Genomic DNA, 19989 nt, shown 5'->3' on the forward strand with positions numbered 1-19989 from the left:
GCTATAACCTCTGGTGGCCAGTCCATTCTCAGTCTATCCTCTACATACTCGACGAGGGGCTGGTAATTCTGGCGACGATGACTCCGGGCCTTATGCCGGCGCTTCTCTACAACTGGCTGAATCCCGTAGTACCAGTAAACAGCATCAGGCGCATATTTAGGGCCGTTACGCTTAATTTCACGGCTAATGCTCGTGTGATGCCGCCCTATTCGGCGGGCTATCTCCCGTAGGCTGAATTTCGCCAACCGCAAATGGCTGATGACATATCGTTCTTTTTCAGTAAAATGGCTGTAGGACATGGTGGGTTCCTTTCTGGAGTGAGTGTTGGTCGCGCTTCACACACTACCAGAAAACCATCATGTCCTGCTTTTTTATCACGTGGTGCACTTACGAATAGAATCTACCCCTTTTCACCGGAATATACCTCCTGCTCCTTTGTTGTGGCTTTAGCTCTTGAAATTAATCTGCGTCAGGTATAGAAAAGCAGGACAGAACGCCCACCCCTGCTGGCGGCATCATTCCGCTGGAGAGACATAGTGAAAAAACGTTCCGCTACCACGAAAAAGAAAATGCCTGTTGCAAAGGAAGGCATTTCATTGCCGGTCGATTCGGACCAGATCTGCCTCTGGCATGAACCCTTCGTCCATGTCTTTCTTATCATCATCGTCGCCTTCACCGTCTATTTCAATACCATCGCCACCCCCTTTCTCTTTGATGACATAACCTACCTGGTCAGTAACCCGGCCGTTAAGGATTTCAGCTTTTTCACCGACAGTGACCGGATCTTTAAACTGGGCATTCTTCCCGATGTAAAAAACAATTTTGTCCTCAGGCCTGTTTCTTATTTCACCTATGCCGTGAACTATGCTATCCATGGCCTTGACGTCAGGGGCTACCACCTCACCAATCTCATTATTCATATCGGCAATGGTCTACTTGTTTATCTCCTGGTAGGGTTGCTGCTGCAGGCAGCGACGATGACCGCTGAGAGCAGGAATGAGATCCTTACTGAAACCTACTTCAAAGCCCTGTTTCCCTTGGCCTGCGCCTTGCTCTTTGTCTGCCACCCCTTGCAGACCCAGGCGGTAACCTACATCATTCAGCGTTTTACCTCCCTCGTCGCCCTTTTCTACCTGACCGCAGTGGTGATGTACGCGAAGAGCAGGTTGTCTCCGTCCAGATCCGGCCAGGCATGGTGGTATTTTCTTGCCCTTGTCGCCGCGGTTTTTGCCATGGGGACCAAGGAAAACGCCTTCACTCTACCCCTGGCGCTCGTTCTTCTGGAATTTATGTTCTTTTCCGGTGCAGTGGGAAAAAGGCTGCTGGGCTTGATTCCTTTCCTGTCGACACTGGTGATTATCCCCATCCGGCTTTCCCAACTACCTGCCGTGACAAAACCGGTGGAAGCGGGCGTCATTCGAGACTCCATAAACATGGTCAACTTCAGCGGCGTCTCTTCATGGCATTATCTCATGACCCAGTTCGGCGTCATTGTCACCTATCTGCGCCTGCTTGTCCTGCCCATCAGGCAGAATTTCGATTACGACTACCGTCTGCAGACGGACTTCTTCAGCCCCGCCGTGTTGCTTCCCCTTATCCTTCTTCTTTTCATCATCGGGGCAGGCATCTACCTCTGCTTCCGCTCAAGGAGGCCAGAGCAACCCCAAGCCCCCCTGTACCGGCTGGCCGCATTCGGCATTTTCTGGTTCTTTCTCGCCCTCGCCATGGAATCGAGCATCATCCCCATCGACGACCTGATCTTCGAACACCGGGCCTATCTTCCTTCCATCGGCTTTTTTCTCTCTTTCCTGGCACTGGCCGTCGCTCTCTACAGCCGCCGGTACAAGCGATCCATCTTTGCCAGCAAGGGGACCAACCTGGTGCTGGCGCTCATTATCGTCACTCTGTCCATAGGTGGAATCGTCCGCAACATGGTCTGGAAGGATAAGGTAAGCTTCTGGAAGGACATTGCCGCCAAGAGTCCAAACAAGGCCAGGGTGCACTACGGATTGGGAAGTGCGTTGCTGGAACAGAGATCGTCTCAGGGCGGCACCCTTGCGTCCCGCAAAGGCATTGAAGCGGCAATCGATGAACTGCGCACAGCCATACGGCTGCGGCCCGATTATCTGCTGGCCCATGTTCAACTGGGGAAATCATTGACCGACCTGGGGCAGTATGATGAGGCGAGCACAGAACTCTTGACGGCGGTACAGTTGAACCCGGAAAGCTCCATACCCCATATCTTCATGGGCGAGCTGCACGAAAAAAAGGGGGAGCTGGATCTGGCGAGGGAAGCTTATGCTGCAGCCATAGCAGCTGATCCGCTGCATCCTGAGGGTCATGTGCGACTTGGAAAGCTCCACGCCAAAGAGGGTGATACTGCCGCAGCCATTGCTGAATTGGAAAAGGCCTACCAAAGGTATCCGGACGAGGGATTACTGAAGCAGATCCGCCAACTGAAGGAGAAACGCTAGGCATGCCGACAATTGGTTCCAATCTGGCAACTTAGCCATTGCTGCACCCGTCATAAGATGCTATCTTAATGGCGTTTCTGCACCACAGGGACCACCTGTGGTTTTTTTTTGCCGGCAGGCCGCTTTACGGAAAAGGAAGGAGTTGTAGATATGATAACGACAACAAATATTACACTGGGTTACGGCAAGCGGGTCCTTTTCAAGGACGTCAACATAAAATTCACCCCGGGCAACTGTTACGGCCTGATTGGTGCCAACGGCGCGGGCAAGTCCACCTTTCTCAAGATTCTCTCCGGCGAGATTTCGCCTGACAAGGGAGAAGTCAACATCGGCCCCCGGGAGCGGGTTGCGGTCTTGCGCCAGGACCACTTCGTCTTTGATGAGGAGACGGTTTTCAATACGGTCATCATGGGACATGAGCACCTCTACAAAGTGATGATGGAGCGGGAGGCGATCTATTCCAAGGCCGATTTCACCGAGGCGGATGGGGTTCGCTCGGCGGAACTTGAGGCGGAATTTGCCGAGATGAACGGCTACGAGGCGGAGTCGGAGGCGGCGGTGCTCCTGAACGGCCTCGGTATTCCCGAGGAATTGCGCCAGAAGAAGATGAAGGAGCTGGAAGGGGGGGATAAGGTGCGGGTGCTCCTGGCCCAGGCCCTCTTCGGCAACCCGGACGTGCTCCTCCTGGACGAGCCCACCAACAACCTGGATCTCAAATCCATTACCTGGCTGGAGGATTTCCTCTCCCGCTTTGCCAATACGGTCATCGTCGTTTCCCACGACCGCCACTTCCTGAACCAAGTCTGCACCCATACTGCCGACATCGACTTCGGTCGCATCCAGGTCTACGTGGGCAACTATGACTTCTGGTACCACGCCAGCCAGCTGACGCTCAAGCAGAAACAGAACGAGAACCGCAAGGTGGCGGAAAAGGCGGCCGAACTGAAGGAATTTATCCAGCGCTTTTCCTCCAATGCTTCCAAGGCAAAGCAGGCCACGTCACGGAAGAAACTCCTTGAGAAGCTGACCCTAGAGGACATGCCGGTCTCCAACCGCAAGTATCCCCACATCATGTTCAAGCCCGATCGACCCTGCGGCGATATCATCCTGGAGGTCAAGGGGCTGTCCAAGACCATTGATGGTGTGCAGGTGCTGGACAATCTGGATTTGCAGGTGCGGAACGGAGACAAGGTTGCCTTCGTCGGCGGCAACAGTTTGGCGCGGACGACGCTCTTCCAGATTTTGGCCGGTGAACTGGAAGCAGAGGGCGGCTCGTACCGCTGGGGGGTGACCATCAGCCACAGCTATTTTCCCAAGGAGCACAGTGCCTACTTCGATAACGATCTCAACCTTATCCAATGGCTTGGCCAGTACGGCCCCCCCAACGAGGGGGAGACCTTCGCCCGGGGCTATCTGGGGAGGATGCTCTTCTCCGGCGACGAGGCGACTAAGAAGACCGGCGTTCTCTCCGGTGGCGAGAAGGTGCGCTGCATGCTGGCCCGCATGATGCTTTCCGGGGCGAACGCGCTCATCCTCGACGAGCCGACCAACCACTTGGACTTGGAGTCGATCACAGCACTCAACGACGGGCTCATAGCCTTCAGCGAGGTGGTGCTCTTCGCCTCCCACGACCACGAATTCGTTTCCACCATCGCCAATCGAATCATCGAGATCACCCCCGGCGGCATCATTGACCGGGTCATGAACTTCGACGATTACCTGGAGAGCGCCGATGTGGCGGCGGAGCGGGACCAGCTCTACCATGGCCATGCCGATCTCACCCTCTGATGGTGAACAATAAAAGGAGAAAGAAATGACCGATCTGGATCAAGCGCTGGAAACCCTGCGGCAAAATATGAATGACCCGAAAAACCAGTCCAGGTTTTACGATCTATTCCTAAATGCCTCCTTCCATGTACCGACGTTTCGGGAGGAGGGGGAAGACGATGGGGAAGAACAGGGACAGGCGCTACCGCTGGTGATGGAATCCGAAGGCAACGACTACTTGATGCTCTTCGACAGCAGGGAACGGCTTCTTGCCTGGACAGGCAAGGAGATTCCCAGCGTGGAGGTCCCCGGTCATGTGCTGGCCGCCATGTCACAACCCCCTTTGCATTGGGCACTGAATGTGGGAACGGAGTTCTCCAAGCAGTTTCTTCCCGATGAAATCGCCTGGTTGCGGGAGGTGGTAGAGCACTGCAATGCTGAAGCGGCAAAGGAAGAGAAAACTCAGGGGGATTGAGATTACTCGTTTCGCTGAGGAGTAGAGAAAAAGCCCTGGGTTATCCGGGGCTTTTTTCAGTTGTACGGGAATTTGCTGGGGAAGGCAGTCGGGGCGTCGGGAGTGAGCGACGAGCCGCAGCGGCGAGCGGACACCCGCCGTATGTGGATCGAAGAGGGTGCAGCCATTCAAGCATCATGCGGTATTATGTGGGCGGCACCGCAAGGTCCGCAGCTGTGGCGACAGAGCGAAAGGACGACGTCGCGACTGCCTTGCTTTACCTGAAACGCCGGAAGCGCTACGCTACTGTTGCGGCTTTTCCGGCAGGTACTGCTCGAACTGTTTCTTATCGGCGGCGCAGCGGTAGGCCTCCTCCGGGGAGACCTTCTTCGTCTTCAGCAGGTCGAGGATATGCTGGTCCATGAGCTGCATGCCGTCCTTCTTCGCCGTCTGCATGATGGAGGGGATTTGAAAGGTCTTCCCTTCGCGGATCAGGTTGCCGATGGCTGGGGTGCCCATCATGATCTCCAGGGCCGCCGACCTTCCCTTGCCGTCGGCGTTGCGCAGGAGTTGCTGGCTGATGACCCCCTTCAGGGATTCGGAGAGCATGGCCCGCACCTGTTCCTGGGCGTCCTTGGGGAAGACGTCGATGATCCGATCGACGGTCTTGGCGGCGGAGCTGGTATGGAGGGTGCCGAAGACCAGGTGGCCGGTCTCGGCCGCGCTCATGGCCAGGCTGATTGTTTCCAGGTCGCGCATCTCGCCGACGAGGATTACATCCGGGTCCTCGCGCAGGGCAGCGCGCAGGGCGGCGGCAAAACTCTCGGAATGTTCGCCGATCTGCCGCTGGTTGAAGAGCGACATCTTGTTTTCGTGGATGAATTCCAGAGGATCTTCCAGGGTCAGGATGTGCTCACGGCGGGTGGAGTTGATCAGGTCGATCATGGCCGCCAGGGTAGTGGATTTTCCCGAGCCGGTAGGGCCCGTCACCAGCACCAGCCCTTTTTTCAGGGCGGTCAGCTTGCGCACCCCTTCCGGCAGGTTCAGCTGGTCTGCGGTGAGGATCTTGCTGGGGATGATACGGAAAACGGCGGCAATGCCCCGGTGCTGCATGAGCATGTTTCCCCGGAATCTGGCAATGCCGGGAACCGAGTAGGCGAAATCCAGATCCTTGCGCTTTTCGAAGTCGGCTATTTGGGTCTCGGTCAATATCTCGTAGAGGATCGATTTCAGGTCCTCGTGCCCGAGGCTCTTGAAGTTGAGACGCTCCATTTCGCCATTGAGGCGGAAAATGGGGGGGGAGCCGGTTGAGAGGTGAAGGTCGGAAGCTCCCTGCTCGTTCATCATCTTGAAGAGTGCGTCAATTCGTGCCATAGGTCATGCTCCCTGCAAATTAATATATGATCGAGACTGCATATTCCTCCGGAGAGATATCTCCGGCAATGAGCAATTCGAGAGCTTCTTCGCCGATGCCCCGATAGCCTCTGCCCCCCAGGTATTTCACAATCTCTGCACTGTCACGGGCTTTCTCGAAGGCTTCCAGCATTGGGCTGTCGAAGGGAATCAGCCCCATCAGGTATTTTCGACCTGCATAGCCTGTGTGATCGCAGACCGGGCAGCCTTTGGGGCGATAACAATCGGCAATGGGCATTTCGATGCGCAGCGCGGCAGTCTCCTCCCGGGAGGGGGTGTAACGTTCCTTGCAGTTGGGGCAGAGGGTAAGGAGCCCCTTGAGGGAAATAACCCCCTTGAGGAAGGTGGGGATGAAATAGTTCTTCTGCCAGTAATGGATAAGGTTTTTGAAGGTGGCCGGGACATCGCCGAAGGAGACTCCCGCCATGACCAGTTTGCCGTGCATGGCCGCCTTGCCGGAGGCGATGAAGGCATAGGCGTCGGTGGCGTCCTCAATGACGATGATGTCGGGGTCGTGATCAAATGTGGCCATGATGACGGCGCTCAGTTCGTTAATATTGCGTGATACGGGGATGCGGGGAAATTTCTTCCTTCCTCGCCCCACGTTGTCCCCGAGTATGAGCACCGTTTTTCCCTCCGTCTCCCGTTCATCAAGGTAGAGGTCCATGAGCCGGCAACGTTCGTCTGCATCCCGCATGGAAAAGAGGACCAGCCCTTTGTCGAGGGTGGCCATTGCACGGTATGCCGCTTCCTTTTCGCTGCCGAGACCGATTTCTCCTATGGTGCCGGGGAAAGCGGAGGAAAGATGGAGCTTGATGGTGACGTAGTCCCCTCCCTCTCCCCTGAGCATGCATACCTGGTAATGGAGGGTCCTGCCCTTCAGGCGGAAAGCCAGCACGCCCCTGGCGGAGGTATCATTGGAACCGTTGATCCTGGCCAGCCGGCGCAGATGAAGCAGCAGTTCGGGGTAATGGCCGGGCTCGATTCTTCCCAATTCCTTTGTTGCCCTTGCTGAGCGTCCCACGACGAGAATGGTATCCCCGAGGGGCTGGAGCGACACGGACGAAAGCCGGTTTTTGACGATGGAGAGTAGCAGGTAATCCAGGAGTTTGGCACCGCTCAGATCGGCATTGATACTGTCGATGATCCGGGGTGGGAAGATGATCGAGCTGAAACCGAAGGAGACAGGCACCATTTCGGCACCGTAGAAGAGCTCCTGCATCTCCCTGATCTCGCGGATCAGACCGACAGAGACGGTGACCATGCAGCCGGTGGTACTCTCCAGTTCCCTGATGGCCTCCTTGTTGAGGGGATCGGCCATGGCAATGCTCAGGTCGTTGCCGCTCAGGAAGATCGGCATCAGGTTGTAGCGGCGAGCAAGCTCTCCTGGTACGCACTCCACTGCCTCACTGCCGATGTTATCTTTCTTCAGGCGCACGTAGGGGATGTTCAGCTGGTTGGACAGAGCCCAGTCGATGTCCTCCTGGGTGACGATGCCGAGTTTTATCAAGGCCTCGCCGATGCGGACGCCGGACGCCTTCTGTTCTTCAAGTGCCGACAGCAGCTCCTGTTCCGTGATGATCTGCGAACGGAGCAGGATCGATCCCAGCGACCCCTCTTTTACTAGTATATCCATGAGCTACCTCCCTGGTCACAATGCTTATCGACATCGGCAGCAGATTAATTAGAAATCAAATGGTGATGCTTTACTTTTTTCGCTCCTCTGTGGTAGCCTTGCCAGTCTGCCATGAGCAGTCAGAAAAAAACGGCTCCGTGATGCGGCGAAGCGGTCGCATCCATGGGACCACAGGAGACACCATGCAAAGAAAAGCACTTGCCCTTCTTTCCGGAGGACTCGACTCTACCCTGGCAGTCAAGGTCATGCTCGAGCAAGGTATTGCCATCGAGGCACTCAACTTTACCTCCCCCTTCTGCACCTGCACGAGCAAAAATGCCGGTTGCAAATCCGAGGCCATCCGGGTCGCCGAGGAATTCGGCATCCCCATCAAGGTCATGCACAAGGGGCCCGATTACCTGGAGATTGTCCGCAAGCCCCGGCACGGTTACGGCAAGGGAATGAACCCCTGTATCGATTGTCGCATCTTCCTCCTCACCAAGGCTCGGGAATACATGAAGGAAAGCGGCGCCGATTTCATCATTACCGGCGAGGTCCTGGGCCAGCGCCCCATGAGCCAGCGCCGCGACACCCTGCGGGTGATCGAGCGGGAGAGCGGCCTGGAAGGGCTGCTGCTGCGGCCCCTGTCGGCAAAACATTTCGATCCTACCATCCCCGAAAAAGAAGGGTGGGTTGATCGAGAACGGCTTCTGGCCATTCAGGGGCGCTCGCGAAAGGAGCAGATGCACCTGGCCGAGGAACTGGATGTGAAGAACTACCCCTGCCCGGCGGGGGGGTGTCTACTGACGGAGACCTCCTTCGTGCCCAAGGTCAGGGACGTTTTCGAGCATTCCGACTCCTTAAATTTGCGGGATTTCCGGCTGATCAAGCTGGGGCGTCACTTCCGCATCGGCGACAGGACCAAGGTTATCGTCGGGCGCAACGAGGCGGAAAACAACCTGCTCGAATCGGCCGCACAGGCAGGGGAAGCAACACTGCGCTGGGAGGAGGGGGGGAGCCCCCTGACCGTTGTCACGGGCAGGCAGGATGAAGCTCTGCTGGAAAAGGCGGCGAAGATTCTGTTGCGTTACACCAAGGCGGAACCGGGGTTGGAATGTACCATAAAAGCGATCGTAGACGGAAGTGAAAAGCAGCTGAAGGTGCTGAACGAATACAGCGAATCCACCGTCGAAAGCCTGCGCATCGGCTGATCCAGTCATCGACCCGGGGCCTGCTGCTCAGCCGGGGCCCCGCCGTCGGCTTGGCTTTGTCCCTCTGCAGCCGGCAGGTTTTCCTGCCGGCTCTTTTCGTTCGTTTCCGGCTGCGGAGCCACGTTCGCACCATCCTCAGGAAGTGCCGGTGCCACGGTGCCATCCTCCGGCTGCCTTGCGCTGCTCAAGTTGGGCAGCACCAGTTCTTCCTTCTTGATGCTCTCATCGACCTTCTTCTGCAGGCGGCCGATATTGGGGGCCTCAGCTATTGCCTGCCGGTACTCGGCCTGGGACAGCACTCCCTTGTTCCGTAGCAGGCGCAGGATCATATTGGAACGCTTCAGGACCTTGTCCATATTCCGGTACGGATTATACGCCACCCGCGGACCCGGGAGCATGGCTGCAAAGATGGCGCATTCACGCGGAGTCAGAGCTGAGGCCGGTTTGCCGAAATAGTAATGGGCGGCATGGCCAATGCCGTAGACCATCGGCCCCAGTTCCACCACATTCAGATAGAGCTCGATGATTCTCCCCTTGGTCAGTTCCTGCTCCATGCGCCTGGCCAGGACCACCTCCTTTATTTTTCTGGTGATGGTCTTTTCCCGTGATAGGAACAGGTTCTTTGCCACCTGCTGGGTAATTGTCGAAGCCCCACGGGCAAAACTCTTCTTTTCCAGGTCATAGATGATAGCGTTCTTGATCGCCTTGATGTCGATCCCTTCATGGGTGTAAAAGTTATCGTCCTCAGCCAGGATTACCGCCCACTTCATTTCCGGCGGAATGCTGCCGCCAGGGGTCCAGTAACGGTTCCTGGGCCCTACGACAAGGGGATGATAGGTACCGTGCCAGTCCCTGACCTGGATGGTCATGTTGGCCTTGCGCTTCTGCAAATCTGCTACGGAGGGGAGCGACATCAGGGAAACGGCGATATATAAAGCGTAGAGGACGGCCAGTCCCAGTAGAATCAGGAGGATCTTCTTCATGCTTTTCCTGCCCGTCTGACTACCGCCATTCCGGCAGCCATGGTGATTGCGGCAACCATGCTGTCTGCCGAGGCGACCCCTTTGCCGGCAAGGTTGTAGGCCGTGCCGTGATCAACCGAGGTGCGGATGATGGGGAGCCCCAGAGTGACGTTGACGCCGTCGTCGAAATGGAGGAGTTTTAGGGGGATCAGCCCCTGATCGTGGTACATGCAGACCACGGCATCGTAATCCCCCTTGATGGCCAGGTGAAATAGGGTATCTGCCGAGAGGGGACCTATTGCGTCTATGCCCTCCTCCCGGGCTGCCTCCACAGCCGGACGGATGATCTGCTCGTCTTCCTTGCCGAACATGCCCCCTTCGCCGCAATGTGGATTGAGGGCGAGCACGGCAAGGCGGGGGCGGGGCATAAAGTAGCGGACCATGTCCCTGTGGGTGGTGCGGATGGTAGCCAGCACCTTGTCGAAGGTCACCAGGCGCGGCACTTCAGCCAGGGCTTCATGGATGGTGACGAGGCTCACCCGTAGCTTGCTCCCCGCCAGCATCATGACGAAGTCTTTGGTCCCTGTCAATTCTGCCAATAACTCCGTATGCCCGGGATAGTGATGGCCAGCGGCATTCATGGCTTCCTTGTTGATGGGGGCCGTTGCCATGGCATCAACATGGCCGCTCAGGCAGAGGCGGGCGGCCTCGGTGATATAGCGGAAGACCGCATCTCCTCCGGCGGCTGTCGGTTTGCCGTATTCCATGTCGCACAAGGCCAGATCAGTCAGGGGCTTCAGACAGATGCCCTCTGTTGCAGGGGTGCAGGTCGATGGGGTGTCAATCACTTCGATGCGGAAATCGGCTCCCACAAGCTGGACTGCACGCTCCATGGCGGAGCGATCACCCAGCACCACGGGACGGCAAACGGCGGAAATCTCCGGCCGGACAAGAGCTTTGACGATTATTTCAGGGCCGATACCGGCCGGATCTCCCATGGTGACGGCAATAACAGGTTTAGTGTTACTTTCCATACGAAGTCCTTTGCTTTGGCAGGGAAGGGGACTGAACGGTCTCAATGGGTGAACCGGGACTTGTCGGAAATGGCGGCGCTGTCCATCGCACTTTTTGCTTTTTCGATGGCCTCCATCTCCTTCAATTTCTCTCCCAGCCAGAAATGGATCTCTTCTGCCGTCTGATGGCTCAGTACGACGCCCGACGATATGTATCTGACAAAGCTATGGTGCAGATCAGCTGGCTCCACGGCAGATTCCCTGCCGATGCTGCCGTTGGGGGCAATCTCGTGGCTGATGGAATTGGGCAGCGGCTGCCGCTCAAGGTAAAAATTGACGACCAGCTCCCCCCTGGGAGTAACTCCGCCGTGGGCGCCGTTGACATAGACGGGGTTATACGCGTTATCGAAGACATATTTGAATTTCAGTTCATTCTTTTTGTCGGACATGTTCGTGCTCCCTCCGGGTTCATGGTAGCTAGGTTTTTTAGCAGAATATGCAGCCCCTTGGCAATAAAAACAGTGCGGCTCGGCACTTGACCAGCCATTGCTGATGGCGGTATGCTTGCAGCCGGAAAGGACGGTTAAGGTATGGAAGGATTAAACAATTATCGCACCCTGCTGGCCAAAATAGATGAAATGACCACAGGGATAAGCGCTGCACATGCGGCTGACATTGCCTGTCGCAAGGGTTGTGACCGGTGTTGCCGTCATCTGTCCCTTTTTCCAGTGGAGGGTGTGGCCCTGGCAGTGGCTTTCCGGTCTCTTTCCGCCGACCGCGCCCTCTTCATACGTGCCAAAGCACGATCGGCGACTGCTGATGGGCCTTGTCCGCTTCTGGAGAATGGCGAATGTGCCCTTTATGCCCATCGCCCCATCATCTGCCGGACGCACGGGCTGCCGGTCCTGGTAACCGAGGAGGGGGGGCAGCGCCTGGATTTCTGCCCACTTAATTTCACCAATGCTGAATCCCTTTCCGGCGATGCGGTGGTCGATCTGGAGAAGCTGAATACCCTGCTCGCTGCGGTGAACAAGCTCTTCGTCACCGAATGCTGGGAGAGGAAAATTGTCGGAAAGGAGCGCCTCTCCCTGGCCGAGGCATTGCTTCTCTAAATATGATCGGGAATTAGTTGGTAGCAATGGAAAAGAGGCATGTGATTCACATGCCTCTTTCGTCAAAAGCCATAAAAAAGAGCGGCTGGGCCGCTCTTTTTGTTTTTACTTACCTTCTGCCGCTTTTACCGGCAACTTGTACCCTGATCAGTGCCCGCTCCAGTGCTGACTCGTAAACCCTGAAGTTTTTGTCTTCAGGAGTCAGCTTTTTCAGGGCTTCCTCGGCTCTGCCCAGAGCAGCTTTGGCGCGTTCCAGATCGATTTCGTCTGCCCTTTCGGCGGTCTCCACCAGTACGGTCACCTTGTCACTCTCCACCTCGAAGTAACCCCAGTTGAGGGCCAGATGGGAGACTACACCCTCCTTTTTGTAGGAGAGCTCGCCGATTTTAAGGGAAGTGAGGAAAGGTGCGTGGCCGGGCAGAATGCCGAATTCTCCCAGTGCGCCGGTGGCCGTGATTTCATCAACCTCTTCGGTGAGGACCTTCTTGTAGGGAGTTACCAGTTCTACTTTAAGTTTTTCAGCCATCTATCGTTATCCTTTTTTCAGGAGTCGTTACGGCACTACATTACACTGCCAGTTTCTTGGCCTTTTCAAGGGCTTCTTCAATGGTACCAACCATGTAGAATGCCTGCTCGGGGATATCATCATGCTTGCCTTCAACGATTTCCTTGAAGCCTTTGATGGTGTCTTTGAGCTCTACGTATTTGCCTGGGGAACCGGTGAAGGCCTCGGCGACATGGAATGGCTGGGAGAGGAAACGCTGGATCTTTCTCGCGCGGGCAACAACCAATTTGTCTTCCTCGGAGAGTTCGTCCATACCGAGAATGGCGATGATATCCTGCAGATCCTTGTATTTCTGGAGAACATACTGGACCTGACGGGCAATGGCATAATGCTCTTCGCCGATTACCTGCGGATCAAGAATCCTGGAGGTGGAGTCGAGCGGGTCAACGGCAGGGTAGATACCGAGCTCGGCGATCTGACGGGAAAGAACGGTCGTTGCATCCAGATGGGCGAAGGCGGTGGCCGGCGCAGGGTCGGTCAAGTCGTCAGCCGGAACGTAGATCGCCTGAACCGACGTGATGGAACCCTTGTTGGTGGAGGTAATACGCTCCTGCAGCTCGCCCATTTCGGTGGCCAGGGTCGGCTGGTAACCAACGGCGGAAGGGATACGGCCGAGAAGGGCGGAAACCTCGGAACCCGCCTGGGTGAAGCGGAAGATGTTGTCGATGAAGAGAAGCACGTCCTGGCCTTCTTCGTCACGGAAGTATTCAGCGATGGAAAGGGCGGAAAGGGCAACACGAGCACGGGCTCCTGGAGGCTCATTCATCTGGCCGTATACCAGAGCAGCCTTATCAAGAACGCCGGACTCCTTCATTTCCATCCAGAGGTCGTTTCCTTCACGGGTACGCTCGCCAACACCGGCGAAAACGGAGAAACCGCCGTGCTGTTTGGCGATGTTGTTGATCAATTCCATGATGAGAACGGTTTTGCCGACGCCGGCGCCGCCGAAGAGGCCGATTTTACCACCCCTTGCATAGGGAGCGAGGAGGTCGACAACCTTGATGCCGGTGGTAAAGGCTTCAACCTTGGTCGACTGGTTGACGAATTCAGGTGCCTCACGATGAATACCATATTCTTTGTCATTACCCACCGGGCCCATTTCATCAACCGGCTCACCGATAACGTTGAGAATACGGCCCAGGGTCTTCTTGCCGACCGGAACGGAGATCTGTTTGCCGGTATCGAGAACGGCCTGACCGCGGACCAGACCGTCGGTGGAATCCATGGCGATGGTTCTGACGGAGTTCTCACCCAGATGCTGGGCGACTTCGAGCACCAGGTTGTTCTCTTTGTCGTCGATCGCCGGATTGGTTACCCGGAGAGCATTGTAGATAGGAGGCAACTTGCCCGGCTCGAACTCAACGTCGATAACCGCGCCGATGACCTGCGATATTTTTCCGATGTTCTGACTCATGTAACCTCTTCCTCCTGCGGCCTGTGCAGGCCTCTATTTTGTATGCGTAAAGCGTTATCCTTTGATGGATTCTGCCCCGGAAATGATCTCCATCAGCTCGGTGGTGATGGCGGCCTGACGGGCTCGGTTGTACTGCAGGGTCAGCTTGCCGATCATTTCGGAAGCATTTTTCGAAGCGCTGTCCATGGCGGTCATCCGGGCGCCATGCTCGGAAGCAACTGATTCGAGCAGAGACTTGAAGAGCTGGACCTCGATGTGCTTCGGCAGCAACTCACCGAGGAGTTCTGCCTTGGACGGCTCATAGATGTATTCCGGTGCGTATTCCTCTTCAGCGGTCTCAGGAGGAGTAATTGGCAGAAGTTGCTCCAGTGTGATGTCCTGGGACATAACGCTGCGAAATGCATTGTAGATGATGAAGACTTCATCGAATTCTTCATCCAGGTAGCCCTGAATAACCTCTTGCGCCAGGAGGGCAGCTGTCTGATAGTTGAGGTTGGAGAAGACGGTGCCAAAGTTTTTGCGGACTTTCTGCCGGTTTTTCAAAAACTCGTAGCCTTTTCGCCCGATGGTCATCAGTGAAAGATCGGTGAAATCGGCCCGACGTTCTTTGATAAAGCGTTCTGCCGCCTTGCAAAGGTTGGCGTTGAAGCCGCCGCACAAACCGCGATCAGAAGTAACAACGATCAGCAGCGCCTTTCCTGTGGTGCGCTTTACCAGCAGGGGGCTGGCATCTGCGTCCTGGTTCTTGGACAGCCTACCCAACACTTCGCCGAGCTTCGCTGCGTAGGGACGTGCAGCAACAACGTTTTCCTGGGCGCGGCGCAGCTTTGCAGCTGAAACCATTTTCATGGCTTTGGTGATTTGTCCCGTATTTTTGACGGAGACAATGCGCTTTTTTATACTCTTAAGACTCGCCATGGGTCGAAACCATCCTTATTACGCAGTAAATTCTTTTTTGAATTCTTCCAGTGCGGAAACAATTTTAGCCTTGATGTCGTCGTCAATGGCTTTCTTGTCCCGCAGTTCGGCGAGGATATCACTCTTTCTGGCGTCGAAGAAACCGTACAGTTCCGTCTCATACCGGCGCAGTGCGGCAACCGGGTACTCATCAATGTATCCGTTATTGGCGGCAAAGATGATCAAAACCTGTTTCTCATTGGGGATCGGTCGGTATTGGGGCTGTTTGAGAACTTCGACGAGACGCTCACCGCGGGCGAGCTGCATCTGGGTTGCCTTATCAAGATCGGAGCCGAACTGGGCAAAGGCAGCCATCTCACGATATTGAGCCAAGCTGAGACGGAGAGTACCGGCAACCTGTTTCATGGCTTTTACCTGAGCAGAACCACCGACACGGGATACGGAGAGGCCGACGTTGATGGCAGGACGAACGCCCGAGTAGAAAAGGTCCGATTCCAGGTATATCTGGCCGTCGGTAATGGAGATGACGTTGGTCGGGATGTAAGCGGACACGTCACCTGCCTGGGTCTCGATGATCGGCAGAGCAGTTAGGGAACCGGCGCCGCAAGCGTCGGACACTTTGCATGCACGCTCAAGCAGACGGCTGTGCAAGTAGAATACGTCACCGGGATATGCTTCACGTCCGGGAGGACGACGAAGGAGCAAGGAAAGCTGGCGATAAGCAACGGCCTGTTTGGAAAGGTCGTCATAGATGATCAGGGCATGTTTGCCGTTGTCGCGGAAGTACTCGCCCATGGTAACGCCGGTGTAAGGGGAGATGAACTGAAGCGGTGCCGGCTCGGAAGCGGTAGCAGCGACGATAATGGTGTAATCCATGGCGCCGTGCTCCTGCAGCTTGCTGACAACCTGGGCAACGGTGGAACGCTTCTGACCGATAGCGACATAAATACAGACAACATCGCCACCTTTCTGGTTGATGATGGTGTCGATAGCTACAGCGGTCTTACCGGTCTGACGGTCGCCGATGATAAGTTCACGCTGACCACGCCCGATTGGAACCATGGAGTCAATAGCTTTAAGGCCGGTCTGCATCGGCTGATGCACCGACTTACGCTTGACGATACCGGGGGCTTTGACTTCCACCTTGCCGTATTTATCGGTGTTGATGGGGCCTTTGCCGTCGATGGGCTGGCCGATGGCGTTGACGACGCGGCCGATCAGCGCTTCGCCGACGGGAACCTCAACGATGCGGTTGGTCCTTTTGACGGTGTCCCCTTCTTTGATTTCGCTGAATTCACCAAGGATGGCAGCACCGACGTTGTCTTCCTCCAGGTTGAGGGCCATGCCGGAGATGCCGCCCGGGAACTCCAGAAGCTCACCGGCCATGCACTTGTCCAAGCCGTGAATACGCGCAATACCGTCACCGATGGAGATGATGGTGCCGGTTTCGGCAACCTCAACTTCGGTACCGTATTCCTTGATTTGCTTTCTGATAATCTCGCTGATTTCTTCCGCTCTGATTTCCATAGAAACGTCTCACCCCTTCTGTAATATATCCTGAATTTTCGCTAACTGCGTCTTTATGCTTCCGTCAAATACCTTGTCGCCGATTTGCGTCACGACACCACCGATCAGTGCAGGGTCGACCTCCACCTTGAGCACGACTTTCTTGCCGGTGGCCTTGGTCAGCGAGGCCTTGATCTCGTCGATCTGGCTCTGTTCCAACGGCAGACCGGATGTGAGTGTCGGGCGGATGACGCCGGAAAGGTCATCGGCGAAGCTATTGAAGCTCTCGACGATCTGCGGCAGGAAAGGGAGCCTGTTCCTGTCGAGCAGCAGCTGGAGGAAATTGGCGACATTCGGGGAAAGCCCCAATTTGGCTATAATGCCTTGGAGAATTTCCCGCTTTGCTTCGATGCCGTAAGCCGGATTACCGAGAACGGCAGTCAGACCGGCATTTTCGGTCAGGACGCCGGTGAACCGGCTCAGCTCACTGCTGAATTTGTCAATAAGTCCTTCCTCGGCGCCGATCTGCACCAGTGCCTTGGCATAACGTTTTGCGATCGCATTAGTACTCAATGTAGCGTCACCACCTTGGAGATATAGTTGCCAACCAGCTTGTCCTGGTCACCTTTATTGATGTTTTCCTTGAGTTTCTGCTCGGCTATTGCAACAGCGAGACGGGCGGCTTCTTCCCTGAGCTCGGCTCTTGCCTTCAGCACTTCCTGCTGTGCCGTCTGCTCTGCCTGCTCCTTGATTTTCTCGGCAGCGGCCTTGGCCTCGGCGATGATGCGGGCTTTTTCCAGTTCACCTTCCTGCTTCATGGCAGCAGAGATTCCCTCGATTTCCCTGTTTGCCTGCTCCAGCTTATCGCTGTACTCGGCAAACTTCTTTTCCGCCTGTGCCTTTGCTTCAACGGCCTCCTGCAGCATCTTTTCGATACCGGCGCGACGGTCTGCCAAGGCTCCCTTGACGTTTGCCTTCTTTAAGGCCCAAGCGAGCAGGGCGAACAATGCGGCAAAATCGAGGCAACGCCAGGCGAAATCCTTCATCTGCTTGCCGGTGTCCACATGATGGGCCCCTTCAGCTCCCTCGGCTGCAAAGCCAAAAGCCGCAAGGGCAACCAGCAGGACACAGACCGCGAGACTCACTTTTACCGGTGTGGGTGCGAGAAAGGTACGCATACTTCTCATTTAGATACTCCTCCCAAGAACTTTTTCGCAGATTTCAGAGGAAAGGTTCAGCGCTTGCTCTTTAAGGAGTTGTCTGGCATCGGCTGATTCTTTTGCCACCCTGGATTTGATGGCGGAAAGGGTGTCGGCAGCGTCTTTTCTGGCTTTGTCGAGAATGGCCGCTTCTTCAGCCTGAGCCTCTTTACGGAGGCCTGAACGCTCATCGGTCGCACGGGATTTGATCTCGCGCATACGGGTTTCGTAAAGGGCCTGTTTTTCCTGGACCTCCTGGTCAACGGAGGCAGACTTCGCCTTCGCGCCGCTGATCTCGGCATTTCTTTCGGAAAGCACCTTTCTGATGGGCTTGAACAGGAAGATGTTGAGAATAAGCATCAGGAGCAGGAAATTGACAAGCTGGAATACAAAGGAAAAGTCTAAACTGATCACCCAACCACCTCTTACTGTATCGTGAATTTAAATAAGGATAATTTTATTTACACTGCTGCAGAGAACCCAGGGGTAAAGCACGTGATAGCTATCATACCACCTGCTATAAGTCAAGTGTTTTGTCCAAAAAAACGGCAGTTTTCGAAAAATGAGAATGCCCTAGAGATTGAGCAGTTCGATGAGGCGGATAAGTTCCTTCTGGTCGTGATAGCTGATCTCGATCTTTCCCCCCTTACCGCTCGGGCGGAAGTTGATTTTAGTTTTGAAGTGACGTTGCATGCGCTCAACGAGATCGGCCAGGTGCGGGTCTGGTTGTTTCTTGGCTTTTGGCTGCTTGTTAGCTTTGAGGTTCTTCACCAGGGCTTCCGTAGCCCGCACCGTCAGTTTCTTTCTGATCACCGTCTCTCTCGCTTCTTTCATCTGATCAACGGTATCGAGGGTCAGCAGTGCCCTGGCGTGCCCCATGGAAAGTCGCTCTTCAATGACGTCGAGCTTTATTTCGGCAGGGAGCCGCAGAAGCCGTATGGAGTTGGCCACAGTGGAACGATCCTTGCCCACCCTCTTTGCCAGTTCCTCCTGGGAGAGTGCGAACCGTTCCAGTAGCGAATGATAAGCCTCGGCCTCTTCCACGGCATTGAGATCTTCACGCTGGATGTTTTCTATGAGTGCCATCTCCAGGGCGGTATCCTCGGATACATCCTGGATGACGACAGGGACTTCGCGGAGTCCCGCTTTCTGTGCGGCACGCCAACGCCGTTCGCCGGCGATCAGCTCGTAGTGGCTTCCCTTTGCCACCACTACCAGCGGCTGAATGATTCCTTTTTCGCGGATGGATGCCGCCAGTTCCTCAAGCTTGTCATGGGCAAATGTCTTTCGGGGCTGGTCTTTGTTGGGACGAATTTCCTCTATGGGGCAGCTGAAGAACCGCCGGCCTTCTTCCTCTACTACGGGAAGCAGTGCCGCCATTCCTCTGCCCAGGCCGGTTTTTTTAACCATGATGCGCCTCCCGGCTGATTATTTCCTTGGCAAGGTCCATGTAGCTGGTAGCTCCCCGTGACGTGATATCGTAGAGAATGATGGGCTTGCCGTGGCTTGGTGCCTCGGAGAGCCGGACGTTACGGGGCACGATAGTCTGGAACGTTTCCTTTTTGAAGTGGTTCTGTATTTCTTCCCTTACCTGATGGGAGAGATTATTCCTGGCATCGAACATGGTCAGGAGAATTCCCTCGATCCTGAGGGCGGGATTGAGCCCTTTTTGTACGAGGGTTATGGTTTTCAGAATGTGGGAGAGCCCTTCCATGGCATAAAACTCACACTGGAGGGGTATCAGCACCGATTCTGCCGCGGTCATGGAATTGACGGTCAAAAGTCCCAGCGAGGGAGGGCAATCGATAAGAATATAATCATAGGCTTCTGCAAGGGGGGCAAGGGCATGCTTGAGTTTAAGTTCCCTGCCGATGATGGAGACAAGCTCCAGTTCGGCTCCTGCAAGGTCGCCGTTAGATGGCAGGATGTCCAGAAAGGGGAAGCTGGTTTTCAGGATCGCTTTTTCCGGCTCCACATCATCGATGAGCACATCGTAGACCGATGCCTGCAGTTTGGCCTTGTCGATACCCACGCCGCTTCCGGCATTGCCTTGTGGATCCATATCCACGAGGAGGGTACGTTTTTCGGCAACCGCCAGTGAGGCGGCGAGGTTTACCGAGGTCGTCGTTTTGCCGACGCCACCTTTTTGGTTGGCTATGCAGATGATCTTTCCCATAGTAAGTTTTCCAATGGTGTTGTGTGAACAAGTCAACGGGGATGTGGAGGATGGAAGCCGCTGAAGCGGAAGAAAACTATCACATCGATGCCTGGATGCAAAGTTTTTTTTAAATAGTACCCATTCTGGCCAGTGAAGAGCCCGCTTCGTCATGGTCCATGATTGGTGCGCATCCGACGATCATTGCAGC

20 protein-coding genes are annotated in these 19989 nt (G+C 55.4%); 5 read left to right on the plus strand and 15 right to left on the minus strand.

Features of this window, described 5'->3' with window-relative positions; genetic code table 11:
• A partial coding sequence (locus ML541_RS15625) for a helix-turn-helix domain-containing protein (RefSeq protein WP_243374273.1) occupies positions 1-299 on the minus strand: 299 nt, incomplete at its 3' end.
• Between the two features lie 237 nt (positions 300-536).
• Between ML541_RS15625 and ML541_RS15630 the strand changes: the two genes are divergently transcribed.
• The 3 genes from ML541_RS15630 (at position 537) to ML541_RS15640 (ending at position 4716) form a co-directional block, all read left to right on the plus strand.
• Positions 537-2474 (plus strand): tetratricopeptide repeat protein, encoded by a 1938-nt coding sequence (locus ML541_RS15630; protein ID WP_243374274.1) that lies wholly within the window; start codon positions 537-539, stop codon positions 2472-2474.
• Between the two features lie 150 nt (positions 2475-2624).
• The gene (locus ML541_RS15635; RefSeq protein WP_243374275.1) at positions 2625-4262 is read left to right on the plus strand and encodes an ATP-binding cassette domain-containing protein; all 1638 of its coding nucleotides are present in this window, start codon (positions 2625-2627) and stop codon (positions 4260-4262) included.
• A gap of 25 nt (positions 4263-4287) precedes the next feature.
• Positions 4288-4716 (plus strand): SseB family protein, encoded by a 429-nt coding sequence (locus ML541_RS15640; protein ID WP_243374276.1) that lies wholly within the window; start codon positions 4288-4290, stop codon positions 4714-4716.
• A 282-nt stretch (positions 4717-4998) separates the two neighbouring features.
• On the opposite strand, the gene ML541_RS15645 is transcribed toward ML541_RS15640, so the two are convergent.
• Both ML541_RS15645 and ML541_RS15650 read right to left on the minus strand, forming a co-directional pair.
• Positions 4999-6069: a type IV pilus twitching motility protein PilT gene (locus ML541_RS15645; protein ID WP_243374277.1), complete on the minus strand. Its 1071-nt coding sequence runs from the start codon at positions 6067-6069 to the stop codon at positions 4999-5001.
• Between the two features lie 19 nt (positions 6070-6088).
• Positions 6089-7744: a pilus assembly protein PilB gene (locus ML541_RS15650; RefSeq protein WP_243374278.1), complete on the minus strand. Its 1656-nt coding sequence runs from the start codon at positions 7742-7744 to the stop codon at positions 6089-6091.
• Between the two features lie 182 nt (positions 7745-7926).
• Here ML541_RS15650 and ML541_RS15655 point away from each other — a divergent pair, with 182 nt between their 5' ends.
• The gene (locus ML541_RS15655) at positions 7927-8934 is read left to right on the plus strand and encodes a hypothetical protein (RefSeq protein WP_243374279.1); all 1008 of its coding nucleotides are present in this window, start codon (positions 7927-7929) and stop codon (positions 8932-8934) included.
• 5 nt (positions 8935-8939) lie between these two features.
• Here the strand turns inward: ML541_RS15655 and ML541_RS15660 are convergent, their stop codons facing one another.
• Genes ML541_RS15660 through ML541_RS15670 form a run of 3 tightly spaced genes read right to left on the minus strand, consistent with a single transcriptional unit; the run spans position 8940 to position 11358 of the window.
• Positions 8940-9917 (minus strand): biosynthetic peptidoglycan transglycosylase, encoded by a 978-nt coding sequence (locus ML541_RS15660; protein WP_243374280.1) that lies wholly within the window; start codon positions 9915-9917, stop codon positions 8940-8942.
• A complete protein-coding gene (gene pdxA, locus ML541_RS15665) occupies positions 9914-10930 on the minus strand; it encodes a 4-hydroxythreonine-4-phosphate dehydrogenase PdxA (RefSeq protein ID WP_243374281.1) in 1017 nt (338 codons plus the stop codon). Before pdxA ends, ML541_RS15660 begins: the two co-directional genes overlap by 4 nt.
• A gap of 41 nt (positions 10931-10971) precedes the next feature.
• Positions 10972-11358, minus strand: coding sequence for a hypothetical protein (locus tag ML541_RS15670; RefSeq protein ID WP_243374282.1), 387 nt, complete (start codon positions 11356-11358; stop codon positions 10972-10974).
• Positions 11359-11499: 141 nt separating this feature from the next.
• On the opposite strand from ML541_RS15670, the gene ML541_RS15675 reads away from it, so the two are divergent.
• Entirely contained in the window at positions 11500-12021 is a 522-nt protein-coding gene (locus tag ML541_RS15675; protein WP_243374283.1) for a YkgJ family cysteine cluster protein, read from the plus strand.
• 109 nt (positions 12022-12130) lie between these two features.
• On the opposite strand, the gene ML541_RS15680 is transcribed toward ML541_RS15675, so the two are convergent.
• From ML541_RS15680 to ML541_RS15720, 9 genes are all read right to left on the minus strand, one after another.
• Complete coding sequence (locus tag ML541_RS15680) at positions 12131-12547, minus strand: F0F1 ATP synthase subunit epsilon (RefSeq protein WP_243374284.1); 417 nt, start codon at positions 12545-12547, stop codon at positions 12131-12133.
• 40 nt (positions 12548-12587) lie between these two features.
• On the minus strand, positions 12588-14000 hold the full coding sequence (gene atpD, locus ML541_RS15685; RefSeq protein WP_243374285.1) for a F0F1 ATP synthase subunit beta: 1413 nt from the start codon (positions 13998-14000) through the stop codon (positions 12588-12590).
• Between the two features lie 54 nt (positions 14001-14054).
• On the minus strand, positions 14055-14918 hold the full coding sequence (gene atpG / locus ML541_RS15690) for an ATP synthase F1 subunit gamma (protein ID WP_243374286.1): 864 nt from the start codon (positions 14916-14918) through the stop codon (positions 14055-14057).
• 18 nt (positions 14919-14936) lie between these two features.
• Entirely contained in the window at positions 14937-16445 is a 1509-nt protein-coding gene (gene atpA / locus ML541_RS15695) for a F0F1 ATP synthase subunit alpha (RefSeq protein ID WP_243374288.1), read from the minus strand.
• Positions 16446-16454: 9 nt separating this feature from the next.
• Positions 16455-16997: an ATP synthase F1 subunit delta gene (atpH, locus tag ML541_RS15700; protein WP_243374290.1), complete on the minus strand. Its 543-nt coding sequence runs from the start codon at positions 16995-16997 to the stop codon at positions 16455-16457.
• Entirely contained in the window at positions 16994-17611 is a 618-nt protein-coding gene (locus ML541_RS15705) for an ATP synthase F0 subunit B (RefSeq protein ID WP_243374293.1), read from the minus strand. Before ML541_RS15705 ends, atpH begins: the two co-directional genes overlap by 4 nt.
• On the minus strand, positions 17612-18037 hold the full coding sequence (locus ML541_RS15710) for an ATP synthase F0 subunit B (protein WP_243374294.1): 426 nt from the start codon (positions 18035-18037) through the stop codon (positions 17612-17614).
• Between the two features lie 159 nt (positions 18038-18196).
• On the minus strand, positions 18197-19033 hold the full coding sequence (locus ML541_RS15715; protein WP_243374297.1) for a ParB/RepB/Spo0J family partition protein: 837 nt from the start codon (positions 19031-19033) through the stop codon (positions 18197-18199).
• Positions 19026-19799 (minus strand): AAA family ATPase, encoded by a 774-nt coding sequence (locus ML541_RS15720; RefSeq protein ID WP_243374299.1) that lies wholly within the window; start codon positions 19797-19799, stop codon positions 19026-19028. The genes ML541_RS15715 and ML541_RS15720 overlap by 8 nt, the downstream gene beginning before the upstream one ends.
• Positions 19800-19989 lie beyond the last annotated feature (190 nt).

Source organism: Geotalea sp. SG265 (genome assembly GCF_022808985.1).
Classification (GTDB): domain Bacteria; phylum Desulfobacterota; class Desulfuromonadia; order Geobacterales; family Geobacteraceae; genus Geotalea.

Excerpts from the sequence above, each read along its gene's own strand:
- atpG (WP_243374286.1), bottom strand. The coding sequence starts at position 14,918 with ATGGCGAGTCTTAAGAGTATAAAAAAGCGCATTGTCTCCGTCAAAAAT.
- ML541_RS15705 (WP_243374293.1), bottom strand. The coding sequence starts at position 17,611 with ATGAGAAGTATGCGTACCTTTCTCGCACCCACACCGGTAAAAGTGAGT.
- ML541_RS15680 (WP_243374284.1), bottom strand. The coding sequence starts at position 12,547 with ATGGCTGAAAAACTTAAAGTAGAACTGGTAACTCCCTACAAGAAGGTC.
- ML541_RS15650 (WP_243374278.1), bottom strand. The coding sequence starts at position 7,744 with ATGGATATACTAGTAAAAGAGGGGTCGCTGGGATCGATCCTGCTCCGT.
- atpD (WP_243374285.1), bottom strand. The coding sequence starts at position 14,000 with ATGAGTCAGAACATCGGAAAAATATCGCAGGTCATCGGCGCGGTTATC.
- ML541_RS15635 (WP_243374275.1), top strand. The coding sequence starts at position 2,625 with ATGATAACGACAACAAATATTACACTGGGTTACGGCAAGCGGGTCCTT.
- ML541_RS15660 (WP_243374280.1), bottom strand. The coding sequence starts at position 9,917 with ATGAAGAAGATCCTCCTGATTCTACTGGGACTGGCCGTCCTCTACGCT.
- ML541_RS15640 (WP_243374276.1), top strand. The coding sequence starts at position 4,288 with ATGACCGATCTGGATCAAGCGCTGGAAACCCTGCGGCAAAATATGAAT.
- ML541_RS15670 (WP_243374282.1), bottom strand. The coding sequence starts at position 11,358 with ATGTCCGACAAAAAGAATGAACTGAAATTCAAATATGTCTTCGATAAC.
- ML541_RS15655 (WP_243374279.1), top strand. The coding sequence starts at position 7,927 with ATGCAAAGAAAAGCACTTGCCCTTCTTTCCGGAGGACTCGACTCTACC.
- ML541_RS15715 (WP_243374297.1), bottom strand. The coding sequence starts at position 19,033 with ATGGTTAAAAAAACCGGCCTGGGCAGAGGAATGGCGGCACTGCTTCCC.
- pdxA (WP_243374281.1), bottom strand. The coding sequence starts at position 10,930 with ATGGAAAGTAACACTAAACCTGTTATTGCCGTCACCATGGGAGATCCG.
- ML541_RS15645 (WP_243374277.1), bottom strand. The coding sequence starts at position 6,069 with ATGGCACGAATTGACGCACTCTTCAAGATGATGAACGAGCAGGGAGCT.
- ML541_RS15675 (WP_243374283.1), top strand. The coding sequence starts at position 11,500 with ATGGAAGGATTAAACAATTATCGCACCCTGCTGGCCAAAATAGATGAA.
- atpA (WP_243374288.1), bottom strand. The coding sequence starts at position 16,445 with ATGGAAATCAGAGCGGAAGAAATCAGCGAGATTATCAGAAAGCAAATC.
- ML541_RS15720 (WP_243374299.1), bottom strand. The coding sequence starts at position 19,799 with ATGGGAAAGATCATCTGCATAGCCAACCAAAAAGGTGGCGTCGGCAAA.